The 17120-nt window shown below is 39.8% G+C and carries 16 protein-coding genes and 1 tRNA gene; 9 read left to right on the plus strand and 8 right to left on the minus strand.

Annotation, left to right across the window (positions count from 1 at the left end; all coding sequences use genetic code 11):
* Positions 1 to 42: 42 nt before the first annotated feature.
* Positions 43 to 127, minus strand: a tRNA-Leu gene (locus BTO23_RS09925).
* A 179-nt stretch (positions 128 to 306) separates the two neighbouring features.
* On the opposite strand from BTO23_RS09925, the gene BTO23_RS09930 reads away from it, so the two are divergent.
* Complete coding sequence (locus tag BTO23_RS09930; protein ID WP_060992505.1) at positions 307 to 771, plus strand: RDD family protein; 465 nt, start codon at positions 307 to 309, stop codon at positions 769 to 771.
* Between the two features lie 76 nt (positions 772 to 847).
* Here BTO23_RS09930 and lptG read toward each other — a convergent pair whose 3' ends face one another.
* Together lptG and lptF are read right to left on the minus strand one after the other, a co-directional pair.
* On the minus strand, positions 848 to 1924 hold the full coding sequence (gene lptG / locus BTO23_RS09935; RefSeq protein ID WP_060992506.1) for an LPS export ABC transporter permease LptG: 1077 nt from the start codon (positions 1922 to 1924) through the stop codon (positions 848 to 850).
* Positions 1917 to 3029: an LPS export ABC transporter permease LptF gene (gene lptF, locus BTO23_RS09940; RefSeq protein ID WP_060992507.1), complete on the minus strand. Its 1113-nt coding sequence runs from the start codon at positions 3027 to 3029 to the stop codon at positions 1917 to 1919. Before lptF ends, lptG begins: the two co-directional genes overlap by 8 nt.
* A gap of 189 nt (positions 3030 to 3218) precedes the next feature.
* Here lptF and pepA point away from each other — a divergent pair, with 189 nt between their 5' ends.
* From pepA to BTO23_RS09955, 3 genes are all read left to right on the plus strand, one after another.
* A complete protein-coding gene (gene pepA, locus BTO23_RS09945; protein ID WP_060992508.1) occupies positions 3219 to 4727 on the plus strand; it encodes a leucyl aminopeptidase in 1509 nt (502 codons plus the stop codon).
* Positions 4728 to 4820: 93 nt separating this feature from the next.
* Positions 4821 to 5264: a DNA polymerase III subunit chi gene (locus BTO23_RS09950; protein ID WP_060992509.1), complete on the plus strand. Its 444-nt coding sequence runs from the start codon at positions 4821 to 4823 to the stop codon at positions 5262 to 5264.
* Positions 5265 to 5374: 110 nt separating this feature from the next.
* Positions 5375 to 8236, plus strand: a complete 2862-nt coding sequence (locus BTO23_RS09955) for a valine--tRNA ligase (protein ID WP_105063421.1) — start codon at positions 5375 to 5377, stop codon at positions 8234 to 8236.
* A gap of 110 nt (positions 8237 to 8346) precedes the next feature.
* Here BTO23_RS09955 and BTO23_RS09960 read toward each other — a convergent pair whose 3' ends face one another.
* Both BTO23_RS09960 and rraB read right to left on the minus strand, forming a co-directional pair.
* On the minus strand, positions 8347 to 9183 hold the full coding sequence (locus BTO23_RS09960; RefSeq protein ID WP_061004638.1) for a glycosyl hydrolase 2 galactose-binding domain-containing protein: 837 nt from the start codon (positions 9181 to 9183) through the stop codon (positions 8347 to 8349).
* An 87-nt stretch (positions 9184 to 9270) separates the two neighbouring features.
* Positions 9271 to 9687, minus strand: a complete 417-nt coding sequence (rraB, locus tag BTO23_RS09965; protein WP_060992512.1) for a ribonuclease E inhibitor RraB — start codon at positions 9685 to 9687, stop codon at positions 9271 to 9273.
* Between the two features lie 153 nt (positions 9688 to 9840).
* Here rraB and arcA point away from each other — a divergent pair, with 153 nt between their 5' ends.
* The 5 genes from arcA (at position 9841) to BTO23_RS09995 (ending at position 14359) form a co-directional block, all read left to right on the plus strand.
* Positions 9841 to 11061 (plus strand): arginine deiminase, encoded by a 1221-nt coding sequence (gene arcA / locus BTO23_RS09970; RefSeq protein ID WP_060992513.1) that lies wholly within the window; start codon positions 9841 to 9843, stop codon positions 11059 to 11061.
* A gap of 96 nt (positions 11062 to 11157) precedes the next feature.
* The gene (gene argF / locus BTO23_RS09975) at positions 11158 to 12162 is read left to right on the plus strand and encodes an ornithine carbamoyltransferase (protein WP_060992514.1); all 1005 of its coding nucleotides are present in this window, start codon (positions 11158 to 11160) and stop codon (positions 12160 to 12162) included.
* 279 nt (positions 12163 to 12441) lie between these two features.
* Positions 12442 to 13371 (plus strand): aspartate carbamoyltransferase, encoded by a 930-nt coding sequence (gene pyrB / locus BTO23_RS09985; protein WP_061004642.1) that lies wholly within the window; start codon positions 12442 to 12444, stop codon positions 13369 to 13371.
* A 13-nt stretch (positions 13372 to 13384) separates the two neighbouring features.
* Entirely contained in the window at positions 13385 to 13849 is a 465-nt protein-coding gene (pyrI, locus tag BTO23_RS09990; RefSeq protein ID WP_060992516.1) for an aspartate carbamoyltransferase regulatory subunit, read from the plus strand.
* Between the two features lie 120 nt (positions 13850 to 13969).
* Positions 13970 to 14359 carry a RidA family protein gene (locus BTO23_RS09995; protein ID WP_060992517.1) on the plus strand — a complete coding sequence of 130 codons (390 nt, stop codon included), beginning with the start codon at positions 13970 to 13972 and terminating at the stop codon, positions 14357 to 14359.
* Positions 14360 to 14410: 51 nt separating this feature from the next.
* On the opposite strand, the gene idi is transcribed toward BTO23_RS09995, so the two are convergent.
* The 3 genes from idi to murA all read right to left on the minus strand — a co-directional run bounded on the left by idi (position 14411) and on the right by murA (position 17120).
* Positions 14411 to 14953, minus strand: a complete 543-nt coding sequence (gene idi / locus BTO23_RS10000; protein WP_081091586.1) for an isopentenyl-diphosphate Delta-isomerase — start codon at positions 14951 to 14953, stop codon at positions 14411 to 14413.
* Positions 14954 to 15043: 90 nt separating this feature from the next.
* On the minus strand, positions 15044 to 15763 hold the full coding sequence (locus BTO23_RS10005) for a 1-acylglycerol-3-phosphate O-acyltransferase (RefSeq protein ID WP_060992519.1): 720 nt from the start codon (positions 15761 to 15763) through the stop codon (positions 15044 to 15046).
* A gap of 88 nt (positions 15764 to 15851) precedes the next feature.
* Positions 15852 to 17120 (minus strand): UDP-N-acetylglucosamine 1-carboxyvinyltransferase, encoded by a 1269-nt coding sequence (gene murA / locus BTO23_RS10010; protein WP_060992520.1) that lies wholly within the window; start codon positions 17118 to 17120, stop codon positions 15852 to 15854.

Here is a 17120-nt window from a genome sequence, read left to right on the forward strand (position 1 = left end):
CAACAAAGCCCCGATTTTCATCGAGGCTTTATCATTTAAATGTGGTACCGGTAGGCGGACTTGAACCGCCACTCCTTTCGGAAAGGGATTTTGAATCCCTCGTGTATACCAATTTCACCATACCGGCTTTATCAGCATTGCTGCTTGATGTGGTTGATTATACTCAGAGATGATCGTGGCGCAAGCTCTTTATTACTCTAAGATATTTGTTTGCTGAAATATTCAACAGTTATTTACAATCTGATTTTCATTTTTATCGAATCTATCGTTATACTGCTGTCAGTTTTTTAATTTATGGAAGATAAAATGACAACACAAAAACAAGCAGGATTTATGCGCCGCATGGGGGCTTGGTTTTACGATACTCTAATCATCAGTGCTGTGATGATGTTAACCGGTGGTGCTATTGTAGCAACTCTTGAGATGCTATATGGCGTCGGCATAGTCAGTTATGGCTCGTACCCTGATGTTAGTTCATATCTAAACCATGACCCTATGTGGAGCAATCTGTACCCTATCACTCTCATTTCTGTTTTTGTTGGCTTCTTTGCTTACTTTTGGTGTCAGGGACAAACACTGGGAATGCGAGCTTGGAAACTACAAGTTCAACAACTTGATGGCTCACCAATTACATTAACTCAAGCCATTATCCGAATGTCTACCTCGGCATTTGGTTTAGGTAACCTTCTAGTGTTCATGTCTCATGATAACGCCGCTTTCCAAGATACATGGGCAAAAACTCGAGTAATTGTTCTGGATAAAGCCGTATAGCTCTGTTCACGTAAAATCAATTTATAGACACAAAAAAAGGAGATACTTTTCAGTATCTCCTTTTTTATTGAATCGTTTATAACTTCCGATTTAACAAGGCCAAAGTAATTAACAAGAAAATTAAACTCGGTCCTAATGCACCAAATATGGGGTGGATGTTATATACCAAGGTCATAGGCCCAAACACTTCATTAGATATATAGAAGGTAAAACCAGCAATAACGCCTGACAGTATTCTTGCTCCCATGGTCACACTTCGTAGCGGCCCAAAGACAAAAGAAAGAGCTAATAACATCATTACTGCAACTGATATAGGTTGCAATGCTTTACGCCAAAAAGCTAATTCATAACGCGATGCATCTAATTCAGAATCTTTTAAATAAGTAACGTAATCATATAACCCAGTAAGAGATTGCTCTTCTGGTTTTACGGTTACCACAGCCAATTTATCTGGCGTTAGTGTCGTTGACCAATTCAGACTATCGACTTTCTTTTCACTAATGACGGCATCATCTTCCATTTGAGTAATAGAAACATCACTCATTAGCCAACCTGCTTCTTTAGATTGATAATCTGCTTTTCGTGCAAAAATAATATTATCTAATTGACTGTTATCATCAAATTGCCACACGGTGACACCGTATAGTTTTTCTTGGTTATCAACACGAGATAAATAAATAAAGTCATCAGCATCTTTAGCCCAAACCCCTGCTCTCACAGCTGCTATATTACCGCCTGATGTTTCAAAAGTTCGTAAATCACGAGCCATTTTTTGGGCTTGTGGTGCTCCCCATTGACCAAGAGCCATGACCATCAACATCAATGGAATCGCCGTTTTCAGTACCGATACGCCAATATCTAATTTTGAATAACCCGCCGCTTGCATTACTACAAGCTCAGAGCTCGCAGCTAACATCCCTAGACCAATCAAAGCACCAAGTAAGGCCGCCATAGGAAAGAACATTTCAATGTCACGAGGCATACTTAAAATAACAAAATAAAGCGCATCTAAAAGATCGTATGTGCCTTTGCCTACTTTTCGTAATTGCTCAACATATTTGATGATCGAAGATAACCCAACCAAGGTCACCAAACATAATGCAGAAGTTGCTATAATAGTACGGCCAATATACCAATCTAAAATCTTAAACATGTTTTGGTTTTCTCCGCATTTTATCTTTTAACTTTCTAACAAACACGCTGTCCATCGAGTTCAATACAATACCAATAATTAATAGCACAGCATTTATGGCCCACAAACCAATATAAGGCGCTAATCCACCGTCCTCTACTGCTGATTTACCTGCACTTAATGATAAGAAATAGGCAAGATACAACAGCACTGCTGGACCTAATTTAGCAAAACGCCCTTGTCGGGGGTTTACAGCTGACAACGGCACCACCACCATAGTTAATAGTGGTATACAGATAATAAGAGAAATACGCCATTGCAACTCAGCTTTCGCTTCAAGCTCATTACGCTTAATCAAATCAAGTGTAGGAATAGCATCCCAATCACGACGCTTTTCTTTAACTTCTTTTTGTCCAATTAACAGCTCATAAGATTCAAATTTACTTTCAAGATAATCTAGACGAGTTGGAATACCTTCATATCGAGTACCATCTTGAAGATCTAAAACTTGACGACCATCAGGTAACTCCTTTACGACTCCTCGTTCTGCAACTAAAACGCTTGGGCGCAATGAATCACGAGGTATCGGTTGAGCGAGAAAAACGTGTTCTAATTCTTTACCATTTTTCGTATTAATATCATCAATAAATACGACAGCTTGGCCATCAGGAGAGCGCTGAAATTGACCTTTTTGCAACAGATCAACGCCAGCATCTGTTTCCACCGTTTCCATTAATTGCGTTGTTTTTTCTTGGCTCCAAGGTGATAACCATAATGAATTAAACGCAGCAGCGGTTCCTGTAATTAATGCTAAATAAAGTGCAGCGCGAATAAGAATTGAATTCCCCATCCCCGTTGCATTCATTACTGTGATCTCACTCTCTGCGTATAAACGCCCAAAAGTAAGAAGAATGCCGATAAAAATACTCAAAGGCAGCATCAATAAGCCCATTGCAGGCATGTTTAAACCAACTAAAGATAAGATCAATCCTCCTGGGATATCTCCATCGGAAGCGTCTGCTAAAACACTAATAAATTTTTGGCTCATAAAGATCAAAAATAAAACAAAAAAGATCGCAAATTGGCTCTTTAATGTTTCCTTGATCAAATATCTAATAATAATCACGTCGAATCTACCTATAGAAAACTTGTATTTTTGCCAGAATCACTATAATTTCCGTGTAAACCATTTATTTTTTAATCTTTGGCTAAATGTTAGCCTGCGAAATCGGAACACTAATAGTATAGTATCTAACTAGATTTTGCTCATTATCTAACATTTAGTTCTATTTGTCTTTAGGATGTAGGAGTACGCATGGAGTTCAGTGTAAAAAGTGGCAGTCCAGAGAAGCAGCGCAGCGCATGTATCGTTGTCGGTGTTTTCGAACCACGTCGTTTATCTCCAATCGCAGAACAGCTAGATAAAATCAGTGACGGTTACATCAGTTCATTACTTCGCCGTGGTGATCTAGAAGGTAAACCTGGTCAAATGCTGTTGTTGCATCAAGTACCAAATATTCTTTCTGAGCGTGTTTTATTAGTAGGTTGTGGTAAAGAGCGTGAACTTGGTGAGCGTCAATATAAAGAAATCATCAAAAAAACCATCAGCACACTAAATGAAACGGGCTCTATGGAAGCAGTATGTTTCCTTACTGAACTGCACGTTAAAGGTCGTGATACTTATTGGAAAGTTCGTCAAGCCGTTGAATCAACTAAAGACAGCTTATACACTTTTAACCAATTCAAGAGTAACAAACCTGAAACTCGTCGCCCATTACGCAAGTTAGTCTTCAATGTTCCGACTCGTCGTGAACTAAACTTAGGCGAAAAAGCGATTAATCATGGTTTGTCTATTGCCTCTGGTGTGAAAGCATCAAAAGATTTAGGCAATATGCCACCAAACGTTGCCAATCCAGCTTATCTTGCATCTCAAGCTCGTCGCCTAGCCGATGACTACGAAACCGTTACAACAAAAGTAATCGGTGAAGAAGAGATGAAGAAACTAGGCATGACATCTTACCTAGCCGTAGGTCAAGGTTCTCACAATGAATCTATGATGTCGGTGATGGAATACAAGGGCCACCCTAACCCAGATGCAAAACCTATCGTTCTTATCGGTAAAGGCCTAACTTTTGATTCAGGCGGTATCTCTATCAAACCAAGTGATGGTATGGATGAGATGAAGTACGACATGTGTGGTGCAGCCTCTGTCTTTGGTGCAATGAAAGCGCTTGCTAAGTTAAACCTTCCTTTGAACGTTGTTGGTGTACTTGCTGGTTGTGAAAATATGCCAAGCAGTAATTCTTACCGTCCGGGTGATATTTTAACGACAATGTCAGGTCAAACGGTTGAAGTATTAAATACCGATGCTGAAGGCCGCTTAGTGCTTTGTGATGCATTAACGTATGTTGAACGTTATGAACCTGAATGCGTTGTTGATGTTGCAACATTAACTGGGGCATGTGTGGTTGCTCTTGGTCATCATATCAATGGCTTAATCGCGAACCATAACCCACTAGCTCATGAGTTAATTAATGCGTCTGAACAATCTGGTGACCGTGCATGGCGCTTACCTATGGCAGACGAATACAACGAGCAATTGAATAGCCCGTTTGCAGATATGGCTAACATTGGCGGAAAAGCCGCAGGCACAATCACTGCTGGTTGTTTCCTTGCCCGCTTTGCTAAGAAATACCACTGGGCTCACATTGATAGTGCAGGAACTGCTTGGGTCTCTGGTGCAAACAAAGGCTCAACAGGCCGACCTGTCTCATTGCTTGTCCAATTCTTACTGAATCGTTCAGGCCAAGAAAACGTAGAATAAACCACTTCGTTTTATGATATAAAGGGCCTATATACAGGCCCTTTTTTAATGACTTATTTATGGTCATACACGCTGTAATAAATAAGAGAGATTATGAGCCAAGCATTGTTTTATGTTATTGAACCCACATCATCAACAGCGACTCAAGAAGGGCTGTTGAAATTTGTGTGTCAACTTGCTCATTACTACTACTCTGAAAATGCTCGTGTCTATATTTTAAGTAACGACAAAGAACAAGCGTTATTGATTGATGAAGCACTTTGGCAAAACGAAGTTTCTGAATTTACGCCACACAATCTTATTGGGGAAGGACCTAAATCAGGCTCTCCGATTGAGATTGGCTGGGGAACATTACGTTCATCAGGTCGTCGACATGTGTTAATAAATTTAGCTCAAGAGGTCGCAACTTTTGCGGTTTCCTTTGCTCAAGTGGTAGACTTCGTACCCTGTGAAGAAAAAAGCAAACAACACGCTCGAGAAAGGTATAAAATATACCGAAATGCAGGCCGAGCCATGCAAACCGAGACACTAGAATAATGTCAATCATCATAGCTAAGTAACTTAATTAAAAGATAATTATCTGCTTGAGCTATTAATTATGATATTTGACATTCCACTTTTTAATAGAGATATTCGTGACGAACACTATGGAAAAGACATATAACCCGCAATCAATAGAACAAGCTCTGTACCAGACTTGGGAAGAAAAAGGCTACTTTAAGCCTCATGGCGATACATCAAAAGAAGCTTACAGCATCATGATCCCGCCACCAAACGTCACTGGTAGCCTACATATGGGTCACGCTTTCCAAGATACGATCATGGATACACTTATCCGTGCTGAACGTATGAAAGGCAAAAATACCCTTTGGCAAGTAGGTACCGACCACGCAGGTATCGCAACTCAAATGGTTGTTGAGCGTAAGATTGCGGCTGAAGAAGGCAAAACAAAACACGATTACGGTCGTGACGCTTTCATCGACAAAATTTGGGAATGGAAAGCAGAGTCAGGCGGCACAATCACGAAACAACTTCGTCGTCTAGGTGCATCTGTCGATTGGGATCGTGAACGATTCACAATGGATGACGGCCTATCTGCTGCAACTCAAGAAGTGTTTGTTCGTCTATACGAAGAAGACCTTATCTACCGTGGCAAGCGTCTAGTAAACTGGGATCCTAAACTGCACACTGCAATTTCTGATCTTGAAGTTGAAAACAAAGACAAAAAAGGCTTCATGTGGCACTTCCGCTACCCACTAGCAAATGGTGTTAAAACTGCTGACGGTAAAGACTACATCGTAGTTGCAACGACACGTCCAGAAACCATGCTTGGTGATACTGGTGTTGCTGTAAACCCTGAAGATCCTCGTTACAAAGATCTGATCGGTCAACACATAGAACTGCCTATCGTTGGTCGTTTAATTCCTATCGTAGGCGATGAGCATGCGGATATGGATAAAGGCACAGGTTGCGTGAAAATCACTCCAGCTCATGACTTTAACGATTACGAAGTAGGTAAACGTCATAGCCTGCCAATGATCAACATCTTAACGTTCAACGCTGATATCCGTGATTCTGCTGAAGTATTCACAACTAACGGTGAAGAAAGTGATGTATACAGCGCAGAACTTCCTACGAAATACCACGGCATGGAACGTTTTGCTGCTCGTAAAGCTATCGTTGCTGAGTTTGATGAACTGGGTCTTCTTGAAGAGATTAAAGATCACGATTTAACTGTACCTTACGGTGACCGTGGTGGCGTTGTTATCGAACCAATGCTAACTGACCAATGGTATGTACGTACTGCACCTCTAGCTGCGCCTGCAGTTAAAGCAGTTGAAGATGGTCAAATCCAATTCGTACCTAAGCAATACGAAAACATGTACTTTGCGTGGATGCGTGACGTACAAGATTGGTGTATCTCTCGTCAACTTTGGTGGGGTCATCGTATTCCTGCATGGTATGACAACGACGGTAAAGTTTACGTTGGTCGTACTGAAGAAGAAGTTCGTGAGAAAAACAACCTTTCTCCAGTTATCGTTCTTAAGCAAGATGACGATGTACTTGATACATGGTTCTCTTCTGCACTTTGGACGTTCGGCACACAAGGCTGGCCTGAAAACACAGATGCATTAAAAACATTCCACCCATCAGAAGTATTAGTATCTGGTTTTGATATTATCTTCTTCTGGGTTGCGCGTATGATCATGATGACCATGCACTTCGTAAAAGACGAAGAAGGCAATGCACAAGTACCATTTAAGACAGTTTACATGACGGGCCTTATCCGTGATGAAAATGGCGATAAAATGTCTAAGTCTAAAGGTAACGTACTTGACCCTATCGATATGATCGATGGTATTGGCCTTGAAGAGTTAGTTGAAAAACGTTGCGGCAACATGATGCAACCTCAACTTGCGAAAAAGATCGAAAAAGCAACGCGTAAAACATTTGAAGGTGGTATCGAACCATACGGTACAGATGCCCTACGTTTCACTCTTGCAGCAATGGCGTCTACCGGTCGTGATATAAACTGGGATATGAAACGTCTTGAAGGTTACCGTAACTTCTGTAACAAACTATGGAACGCAAGCCGTTACGTATTAATGAACACAGAAGAGCACGATTGTGGTATGGCTGAAGGTGCAGAGCTTGAGTTCTCACTGGCTGACCAATGGATCGCATCTCAGTTTGAAGTTGCCGCTAAAGAGTTTAACGCTCACCTAGACAATTACCGTCTAGATATGGCAGCGAACACGCTGTATGAATTCATCTGGAACCAATTCTGTGACTGGTACTTAGAGCTGACTAAACCTGTTCTTTGGAAAGGTACTGAAGCACAACAACGTGCTACTCGTTACACGCTAATTACGGTTTTAGAGAAGACATTACGTCTTGCTCACCCTGTTCTTCCTTATATCACTGAATCTATTTGGCAGAGCGTTAAGCCATTAGTTGATGGTGTTGAAGGTGAAACAATCATGACTCAAGCGTTACCTCAGTTTAATGAAGAAAACTTCAATGCTGATGTAGTTGCTGATCTTGAGTGGGTCAAAGCGTTCATTACAAGCATTCGTAACTTACGTGCTGAATACGATATCGCACCAAGCAAAGGCTTAGATGTGATGATTAAAGTAGCTGACGAAAAAGACGCTGCGCGTATTCAAGCCAATGAGATTGTTCTGACTTCTCTAGCAAAACTAGACAGCATCAAAGTGCTTGCAGACAATGAAGAGACGCCAGCATGTGCAACCTCTCTTGTTGGTAAGTCTGAGTTGATGATCCCAATGGCAGGTCTTATCGATAAAGATGCAGAGCTTGCTCGTTTAGATAAAGAAGTGGCTAAAATCCAAGGCGAAATTAAACGTATCGAAGGTAAATTAGGTAACGAAGGTTTCGTTGCTAAAGCACCAGAAGTCGTTATCGCTAAAGAGCGTGAAAAACTAGAAGGCTATAAAGAAACATTAGTTAAACTAGAAGCGCAAAAAGAAACAATCGCTGCGCTATAAGTAAACACTTACCGTGAAGCATAAAAAAGGCCGATGTTAACGCATCGGCCTTTTTATTATCTGTCTCTTTTTATCAATAAAAATCAATTCACTAAAATTAATGGGGTAACTTACAAAGGGAAGTGAATTACGTTTTCAGTTTTTGATAACCCAATCTCAAGCTCATGATGTTGCCCGTCAAGCATGACAGAAACCACATACAAATCATTTGGGTTTTTCGTTTGGTCATCCCAATATTTCGGCGCTTCAACCTGAAATAACGCAGAAACATGATCGCCTCTTACATCAACAGGGATCGTTAATGTCATGCCATCAAATTTAATGCTAGCTGAAATTAAATTTGGTTTATACATTTTAAAATGAACATCGACTTTAAGCTCACAACCGTGGTGCCATATTTGCTCTACACTAATATGATTCAACGAAAGATGGGGAATTGGCTGGAAAAAACAGACACCAAACACACCAATATCATCTTTAATATCGCTGTCTTTTACTGCACCAAAACGATAATGATATGCCTGATTTATTTCACAGACATTACTGACGTCATCATCATCTAATAACCAATCATCGTCATCTTCTTCTAAAAAGAGAACTTCGAAACGATTACCACCTAACTGTAAAAACTCTTTGATGTCTTTACGGTAACGAGTCATTTTTTCAGTACAATCAAATACGGCTACACCATTAATTCGCACCTCGGCATAGCGAGAGATCCCACTCATCACTAATTCAACCGCAGGATAATTCAGCAGCGTTTCATCTACTTCAAAAAAACGCATTAAATGCCATTCTTGACTATCTGCATCTTCAACAGAAAGAGCATCATGAGCAGAAGCAACGCCTTGTTGAATTGGAATGTCTTTAATGGACAATGTTGTGTCAGTTAACGGTGAAAGTTGCCATAATGCTTCTTTACCATTAAGTATAATTCTTGAGTTCATTACTATATTCATCCCTAAAAAAATGCCCTACACTTGTTATTACAAGCCTAGGGCACAGTCTCTCAATTGTCGCTATTCGACAATTTTTTATTCGTCGTCACCATCTTCGATAACATCATACTCAGCGTCTTCGCCTTCGTAGTATGTGCCCCAACCATCATAGATAATGTCGAATTTCTCAGCCAGTTGAACCAATTTTTCTACTTGAGCATCAATAACTTCAGCATCTAACGCTGAATCCATTACTGCATCACAGCAAAGGATCTTAGCACCATCTTCATCTTCAAGCTCTTCAGCTTCTAATACTTCAAAGCCCATTTTAAATGCTTCAACAACCGCATTTTCAAGCGCTTTAAAGTCTTCCGCCATTAAGTGGTGCTCGATAGCATACAGTGCGTCAGGCTCACTTCCGTCGGCTTTTAGCGATTCAATAATTTCACGCGTTTCCGCTTTTTGCAATTCAAGAAATTGCTCAACCGATAGATATTCATCTTCTTGAGACATAGTAAGACTCCACACTGTATAAAATAATAGAAATTAACTTGGGCATTATAGCCTGCTCAAACCAAATTCCCTAGCACTTCAATAATTAAAGAATATTTAGCTGCTATACGGTATTATTTCTCTTACTAGCTGTAGATATTAGAAAGGAATCTTATGAATAAGCTATTTGTTGGCTCTGAGATTGGTCAACTTCGCCGAGTTATTCTTCATCGTCCAGAAAGAGCATTGAGTCACCTAACCCCTACCAATTGCCGTAACTTACTTTTTGATGATGTACTGTCAGTTGAAAAGGCACTCTATGAGCATGATCAATTTGTTTCAACCTTACAATCTCAAGATGTTGAAGTTCTACTCTTACAGAACTTACTCGAAGAAACACTACAACACCCAGAAGCAAAGCAATGGCTGTTAAAGCATCAAATCTCTCATTATCGTTTTGGGCCAACCTTTGCCAATCAAATTCGGGCCTTCTTACTCGAAAAAGACAATAAAGAACTGGCTTCAATTTTATTGGGTGGCCTTGCCTTTATTGAACTGCCTTTTAAAGCCCCCTCAATGTTGCAACAGTTAAGTGACCCGTTCGATTTTGTCATTGACCCATTACCAAACCATTTATTTACTCGAGATACTTCATGCTGGATCTATGGCGGCGTATCTATAAACCCAATGGCCAAAGACGCACGAAAAAGAGAATCAAACCATTTACGCGCCATCTACCGCTGGCACCCTTTGTTTTCTCAACAGCTATTCCCTCAGTATTTTGAAGATGAAAACCGAGATTATGACAATGCAACCATAGAAGGTGGCGATGTATTAGTCATCGGTAAAGGGAATGTCTTAGTTGGTATTTCAGAACGAACCACGCCACAAGGTATTGAAAATTTAGCTAAACAGCTATTTAGAACACACCAAGCTAAACAAGTCATTGCGATTAAATTACCAGAAGACCGCTCTTGTATGCATTTAGATACCGTTATGACTCACATGGACCATAATGTATTTTCTGTCTATCCAAGAGTCATTGATATGACAATGTCCTGCTGGTCAATTACCGCTTGCGGTGAACAACAACTTGCGATTAAAGAGATGCCAAATTTTCAGCAAACTCTAATGTCCGCTTTAGAATTAGATTCTCTTAATATTATTACAACGGGTGGTGATAGCTACGAAGCTGAGCGTGAGCAATGGCACGATGCAAATAACGTATTAACCATTAAACCGGGGGTTGTCGTTGCCTATGAAAGAAATACTTATACCAATGAGAAATACGATAAAGCCGGTATAAAGGTACTACCGATTACAGGAGATGAATTAGGCAGAGGCCGCGGTGGTGCTCGCTGTATGAGTTGCCCTATAGAAAGAGATGGCATTTAACTCCTACAAAATAAATTAAAATAAAAATTCACATTTAATGCATTTTTATGTTTAAATGAGTTTTATCGGATTGATACTATCAGCTAGGAGCACGGTATGGCTTTTAATATACGTAATAGAAATTTTTTAAAATTATTAGATTTTACCTCTAAAGAGATTATGCATTTACTTGAGTTATCTGCTGATTTAAAAAAAGCAAAATACGCAGGCTATGAACAACCTCAATTATCAGGTAAAAATATTGCGCTAATTTTTGAAAAAGCCTCTACTCGTACTCGATGTGCCTTTGAAGTTGCCGCTTTTGACCAAGGTGCTAAAGTGACTTATCTTGGTCCTTCCGGTTCTCAAATTGGTCACAAAGAATCAATGAAAGATACAGCTCGTGTACTGGGTCGTATGTACGATGGTATTGAATATCGTGGTTTTGGCCAATCAATTGTTGAAGAATTGGGGCAATATGCCGGCGTTCCCGTCTGGAATGGATTAACTGATGAATTTCATCCAACTCAGATTTTAGCTGATTTCCTCACAATGCAAGAATATGCAAACGGAAAGCAACTACATCAAATTACTTTTGCCTACCTTGGTGATGCTCGTAATAACATGGGTAACTCTCTCATGGTTGGCGCTGCCAAAATGGGGATGGAGATCCGCCTTGTTGCTCCTAAGCAATTCTGGCCAGAAGATGAATTAGTCGCTCAATGCCAAAGTATCGCTGTACAAACAGGCGCTAAAATTATTCTTACTGAAGAAGTAGAAACGGGTGTTAAAGGATGTGATTTCTTATACACCGACGTCTGGGTGTCAATGGGAGAAGCGCCTGAGGCATGGGATGAGCGAGTTGCGCTAATGACGCCTTACCAAATTAATATGGATGTTATTAAAGCAACACATAATCCAAATGTTAAATTCATGCACTGCTTACCTGCTTTCCACAATGATGAAACAACCGTCGGTAAAGAAATTGCGGAAAAGTACGGTATGAATGGCTTAGAAGTGACTGAAGAAGTTTTTGAATCGGAATACTCTATTGTATTTGATGAAGCAGAAAACCGCATGCATACAATCAAAGCTATTATGGTTGCTACGCTAGGTAAGTAAATCTAAGATACCAATAAAGAAAAGGAAAAATCAAAATAAGTTTGATGCAAACGCTTGCTTAGGATTTTGATACGAGTATAATCTCGCGCAATTTACTAGGAAATTATGATGTTATTAACTTATCTTCATACAGCGGTCGACCGAGAATCTGCACTGACAACGTGTGGTGGTCCCCTATTTTTTGAGTTTCCTAATTACCGATATTTTTAAAGCCTCCTATTTTATAGGGGGCTTTTTTTTGATTTAAATATGACTGACACACTAAAGGGAAGAGAGACTATGGCTAACTCGCTATATAACAAGCACATCATTTCTATTCCAGAACTATCTCGTGAAGAGTTAGAACTGATCGTAGAAACTGCAGGGAAAATAAAAAAAGAACCTCAACCTGAATTATTGAAGAATAAGGTTATTGCGAGCTGCTTTTTTGAAGCTTCGACTCGTACTCGCCTATCTTTTGAAACTGCGATTCAACGTTTAGGTGGTTCAGTCATTGGTTTTGATACCGCAGGTAACACATCTCTTGCTCAAAAAGGTGAAACCCTAGCCGATTCAGTTCAGATCATTACTTCTTATGCTGATGCTTATGTAATGCGCCACCCTAAAGAAGGAGCCGCTCGTCTTGCTTCTGAGTTCTCAAACGGAACGCCAGTCATAAATGCAGGGGATGGTGCAAACCAACATCCGACGCAAACTCTATTAGATTTGTATACTATTTATGAAACTCAAGGTCGCTTAGATAATCTAAATATCGCCTTTGTTGGGGATTTAAAATACGGTCGTACAGTTCACTCTTTAACTCAAGCGCTAGCTAAATTTAATGGCGTTAAATTCTTCTTTATCGCACCTGAAGTATTAGCAATGCCAGACTATATTTGTGAAGAGTTAGATGAATTAGGCATTGAATACCAACTACTTAATAGTATGGAAGATGCAATTCCTGAGTTAGATATTCTGTATATGACTCGAGTTCAAAAGGAACGCTTTGATGAATCTGAATATGCACATATCAAGTCAGCTTATATTCTTTCTGCACAAGATTTACAACCAGCTCGTGACAACTTAAAAGTGCTTCACCCTCTTCCTCGTATCGACGAAATTAATATCGACGTTGATAAAACACCACACGCTTATTATTTCCAACAAGCTGAAAATGGCGTTTATGCACGACAAGCTCTATTAGCGCTTGTTCTTAATGAAACACTTTAAGGGAGAGATTAACATGGCTAACAAAACTCAATTACGTGTTGAAGCGATCAAAAACGGTACAGTAATCGATCATATTCCTGCAAATATTGGCGTTAAAGTGCTTAAGTTATTCCAGATGGATAAAACAGCAGAGCGTGTCACCATTGGTTTAAACTTACCCTCTTCAGCATTAGGAGCAAAAGATCTACTAAAAATAGAAAATACATTCGTCACGCCTGAGCAAGCAAGTAAATTAGCTTTATATGCCCCTCACGCAACAGTGAACCAAATAGAAAACTATGAAGTAATTAAAAAAATCCCATTAGTTTTACCTGAGCAAATTACGGGAGTGTTTGAATGTCCAAACAGTAATTGTATTACTCATGGTGAGCCAGTAGATAGCAGCTTTAAAGTAATAACAAAGAAAGAAAGCATTCATTTAAAATGCAAATATTGCGAAAAAGTGTACTCTCAAGAAGTCGTTGCCGATTTAAATTAAGATAAATAGAGCCATCTTCTCAGCCTCGATATTGTCGGGGCTGTTTTATTTCTAACATTTGTTTTATATTGAACTTATCGGTGAACTTAAGGTTCACTTCACTTAAAAAGGAATCAGACAATGACTAAAGTTCTTCATACAGATAACGCACCAGCAGCAATTGGTCCATACATTCAAGGTGTTGATCTTGGTAACATGGTACTGACTTCTGGCCAAATCCCTGTCAATCCAGCAACTGGGGAAGTATCTGATGATATTGCAGAACAAGCTCGTCAATCTCTAGAAAACGTAAAAGCGGTTGTGGAATCTTCTGGCCTAACTGTTTCTGATATTGTAAAGATGACGGTATTTGTTAAAGACTTAAATGATTTTGGTACTGTAAATGAAGTGTATGGCAACTTCTTTGATGAACATAAAGTAGCAAACTACCCTGCACGTTCTTGTGTTGAAGTTGCTCGTCTTCCAAAAGATGTTGGCATTGAAATCGAAGCTATTGCCGTCCGCAAATAAGCTCAAAAGCAATAAGTAACGTAATTAAGGCAGGCCCTATAAGTTTCTGCCTTATTTTTTATTCAAATATTGTATTGTTTGAGAATAGACTGTTTCAAACCATACAGAGAAAATAGTAGGATTTTTTTCTAACTCTTTTGCAATATCACTCTCTCGCCACCATTGAATATCACTAACTTCTTCTGGATTAATCGTAAAGTTAACGTCAGGGGAGTTTGCTAATAAAATATAATCCAATTCATGCTCACTTAAACCATTCTCTAACTCTGCTTGATAAATAAACCAACCCAAATTTTCAAATGCATTTGCAGCGACATCAGTAATGCCAATTTCTTCTTCTAATCGACGCTCTCCAGCTGATTCAATCGACTCATGAAGTCTTGGATGTGAGCAACAGGTATTACTCCACTTGCCTTTGCTATGATATTTACACTCCGCACGTTTTTGTAAAAGAAATTCTCTTTCTTCTTTACCATTACGATAAAGCAAAACTGAGAAAGCCAAATGTAATAGGCCTTTTTCATGCGCTTCTAACTTTTCCATTGTACCAATAGCTTGACCCTGTTGGTTTACAAGGACGACTTCTTCTTTCATTATTATCTACACGTTTTAAGGATATACACATCAAAACAAAAGGGTATACAGCAAGCTGCATACCCTTAAAATTATAATAAAAACTTAAACTTAGCTGCGCTCCGCAACCTCTTTGTTTAATTCTTCTAGCTTAGTTTTCATCTGTTCACGACACTCATTCGCTAGCTCACGAACGTTTGTTTTATCGTAACCATCAAGACTTACCGGCGGTAAAATTTCAACAATCACAACACCATTATTCCAACGGTTTAATTTTACGCCTTCAGTATTACTACATACAATTGGCGTTACAGGAACCTCAGCAGCTATTGCAGCATGAAACGCACCCGTTTTAAATGGCAATAATCCGCGGCCACGAGAGCGAGTTCCTTCAGGAAACATCCAAACAGACACATTACGTTTTTTTATGTTATCCGCTACTTGAGCAATGGTACCAACGGCTTTACTACGGTTATTACGGTCAATAAGAATATTACCCGTGATCCAATAAAGCTGACCAAATAATGGCATCCACGCTAAGCTTTTTTTGCCTACCGTTACCGTTCGAGGCTGAATAGCACCAGAAACCGTAAATAAATCCCAGTTATTTTGGTGGTTAGCAATATATAAACTTGGGCCTGCATTCTTAACACTCTCAGGAACGCGAACTTCAAGTTTAATACCAAACACTCGTGACATACGAGCAAACCATAGACCAAAAGTATAAACGTGTTTTGGATTACGTGGACTCAGTAAACAATAGCCACAGCCAAATACAAACGTAAAGACAGCAAAGATAGCCAGAGCAACTAGGCGTAACAATGCGATCATAAGTGTTTCTCCTACATACAAACAATAAAAAACCGGGTAATTATATACCCGGTTTCCGCTTAGCTTTTCAGCAAAATAATCAGTAAGATTATAAATCGCTACTACGAACTCTCTCGATATTCGCGCCTAATGCGGTTAACTTGTCTTCGATCTTATCATAACCACGGTCGATATGATAAATACGATCAACAATTGTTTCACCTTTCGCTATACAACCAGCAATCACAAGGCTTGCAGATGCACGTAAATCGGTTGCCATCACTTGAGCGCCGCTTAAACCGTCTGTATCACCACAAATAGCAGTATTACCTTCAATTTCAGCGTGAGCCCCCATGCGTTGTAGTTCAGGGATATGCATGAAACGGTTTTCAAAGATCGTTTCTGTAATAATACCTGAACCTTTTGCCATCATGTTTAATAGCGTAAATTGCGCTTGCATGTCTGTTGGGAATGCAGGATGTGGCGCTGTACGGATATTTACCGCTTTCAACTCACGTCCAGTCATATCCAAGCTGATCCAGTCTTCACCAGTTTCAACTTTAGCACCTGCTTCTTCAAGCTTCGCTAGTACAGACTCAAGAAGGTGTGCTTTAGTGTTTTTACAAACAACTTTACCACCAGATACCGCTGCGGCAACAAGGAATGTTCCAGTTTCAATACGGTCAGCAACCACTTCGTGATAACCACCACCAAGACGTTCTACGCCTTCAATAGTAATAGTATCACTACCCATGCCAGATACTTTCGCACCAATGGCATTAAGGAAGTTAGCGGTATCAACAATTTCAGGTTCACGCGCTGCGTTTTCTAAAACAGTTTTGCCTTCAGCTAGAGTTGCTGCACACATTACTGTGATTGTTGCACCAACACTCACTTTATCCATAACGATATGAGCGCCCTTCAAGCGACCATCAACTTCTGCTTTAACGTAGCCTTCTTCAAGCTTAATCGTTGCACCAAGCTGCTCAAGTCCGTGGATATGAAGATCGACAGGACGAGCACCAATTGCACAACCACCAGGTAAAGACACTTGTCCTTTGCCAAAACGAGCAACAAGAGGACCTAACGCCCAAATTGATGCTCGCATCGTTTTCACAAGATCATAAGGAGCACAGAAATCATTAACGCCACTTGCATCAATATGAACTGAACCATTACGTGATACGTTAGCACCTAAACGTTGTAACAACTCCATCGTTGTATCTACATCGCGTAGCTTTGGAACGTTTGCTACTTCTACTGGCTCTTCAGCAAGCAGTGCAGCAAATAAAATTGGCAGTGCAGCATTTTTTGCACCAGAAATCGTAACCTCTCCAGAAAGTGGTTTTTCACTTCCTTGAATTCGAAACTTATACAT

The organism is Aliivibrio sifiae (assembly GCF_002954715.1).
GTDB classification, from domain to species: domain Bacteria; phylum Pseudomonadota; class Gammaproteobacteria; order Enterobacterales; family Vibrionaceae; genus Aliivibrio; species Aliivibrio sifiae.

Excerpts from the sequence above, each read along its gene's own strand:
- lptG (WP_060992506.1), bottom strand. The coding sequence starts at position 1,924 with ATGTTTAAGATTTTAGATTGGTATATTGGCCGTACTATTATAGCAACT.
- pepA (WP_060992508.1), top strand. The coding sequence starts at position 3,219 with ATGGAGTTCAGTGTAAAAAGTGGCAGTCCAGAGAAGCAGCGCAGCGCA.
- pyrI (WP_060992516.1), top strand. The coding sequence starts at position 13,385 with ATGGCTAACAAAACTCAATTACGTGTTGAAGCGATCAAAAACGGTACA.
- BTO23_RS09995 (WP_060992517.1), top strand. The coding sequence starts at position 13,970 with ATGACTAAAGTTCTTCATACAGATAACGCACCAGCAGCAATTGGTCCA.
- idi (WP_081091586.1), bottom strand. The coding sequence starts at position 14,953 with ATGAAAGAAGAAGTCGTCCTTGTAAACCAACAGGGTCAAGCTATTGGT.
- BTO23_RS09960 (WP_061004638.1), bottom strand. The coding sequence starts at position 9,183 with ATGAACTCAAGAATTATACTTAATGGTAAAGAAGCATTATGGCAACTT.
- arcA (WP_060992513.1), top strand. The coding sequence starts at position 9,841 with ATGAATAAGCTATTTGTTGGCTCTGAGATTGGTCAACTTCGCCGAGTT.
- murA (WP_060992520.1), bottom strand. The coding sequence starts at position 17,120 with ATGTATAAGTTTCGAATTCAAGGAAGTGAAAAACCACTTTCTGGAGAG.
- BTO23_RS10005 (WP_060992519.1), bottom strand. The coding sequence starts at position 15,763 with ATGATCGCATTGTTACGCCTAGTTGCTCTGGCTATCTTTGCTGTCTTT.
- argF (WP_060992514.1), top strand. The coding sequence starts at position 11,158 with ATGGCTTTTAATATACGTAATAGAAATTTTTTAAAATTATTAGATTTT.
- pyrB (WP_061004642.1), top strand. The coding sequence starts at position 12,442 with ATGGCTAACTCGCTATATAACAAGCACATCATTTCTATTCCAGAACTA.
- BTO23_RS09930 (WP_060992505.1), top strand. The coding sequence starts at position 307 with ATGACAACACAAAAACAAGCAGGATTTATGCGCCGCATGGGGGCTTGG.
- rraB (WP_060992512.1), bottom strand. The coding sequence starts at position 9,687 with ATGTCTCAAGAAGATGAATATCTATCGGTTGAGCAATTTCTTGAATTG.
- BTO23_RS09950 (WP_060992509.1), top strand. The coding sequence starts at position 4,821 with ATGAGCCAAGCATTGTTTTATGTTATTGAACCCACATCATCAACAGCG.
- BTO23_RS09955 (WP_105063421.1), top strand. The coding sequence starts at position 5,375 with ATGGAAAAGACATATAACCCGCAATCAATAGAACAAGCTCTGTACCAG.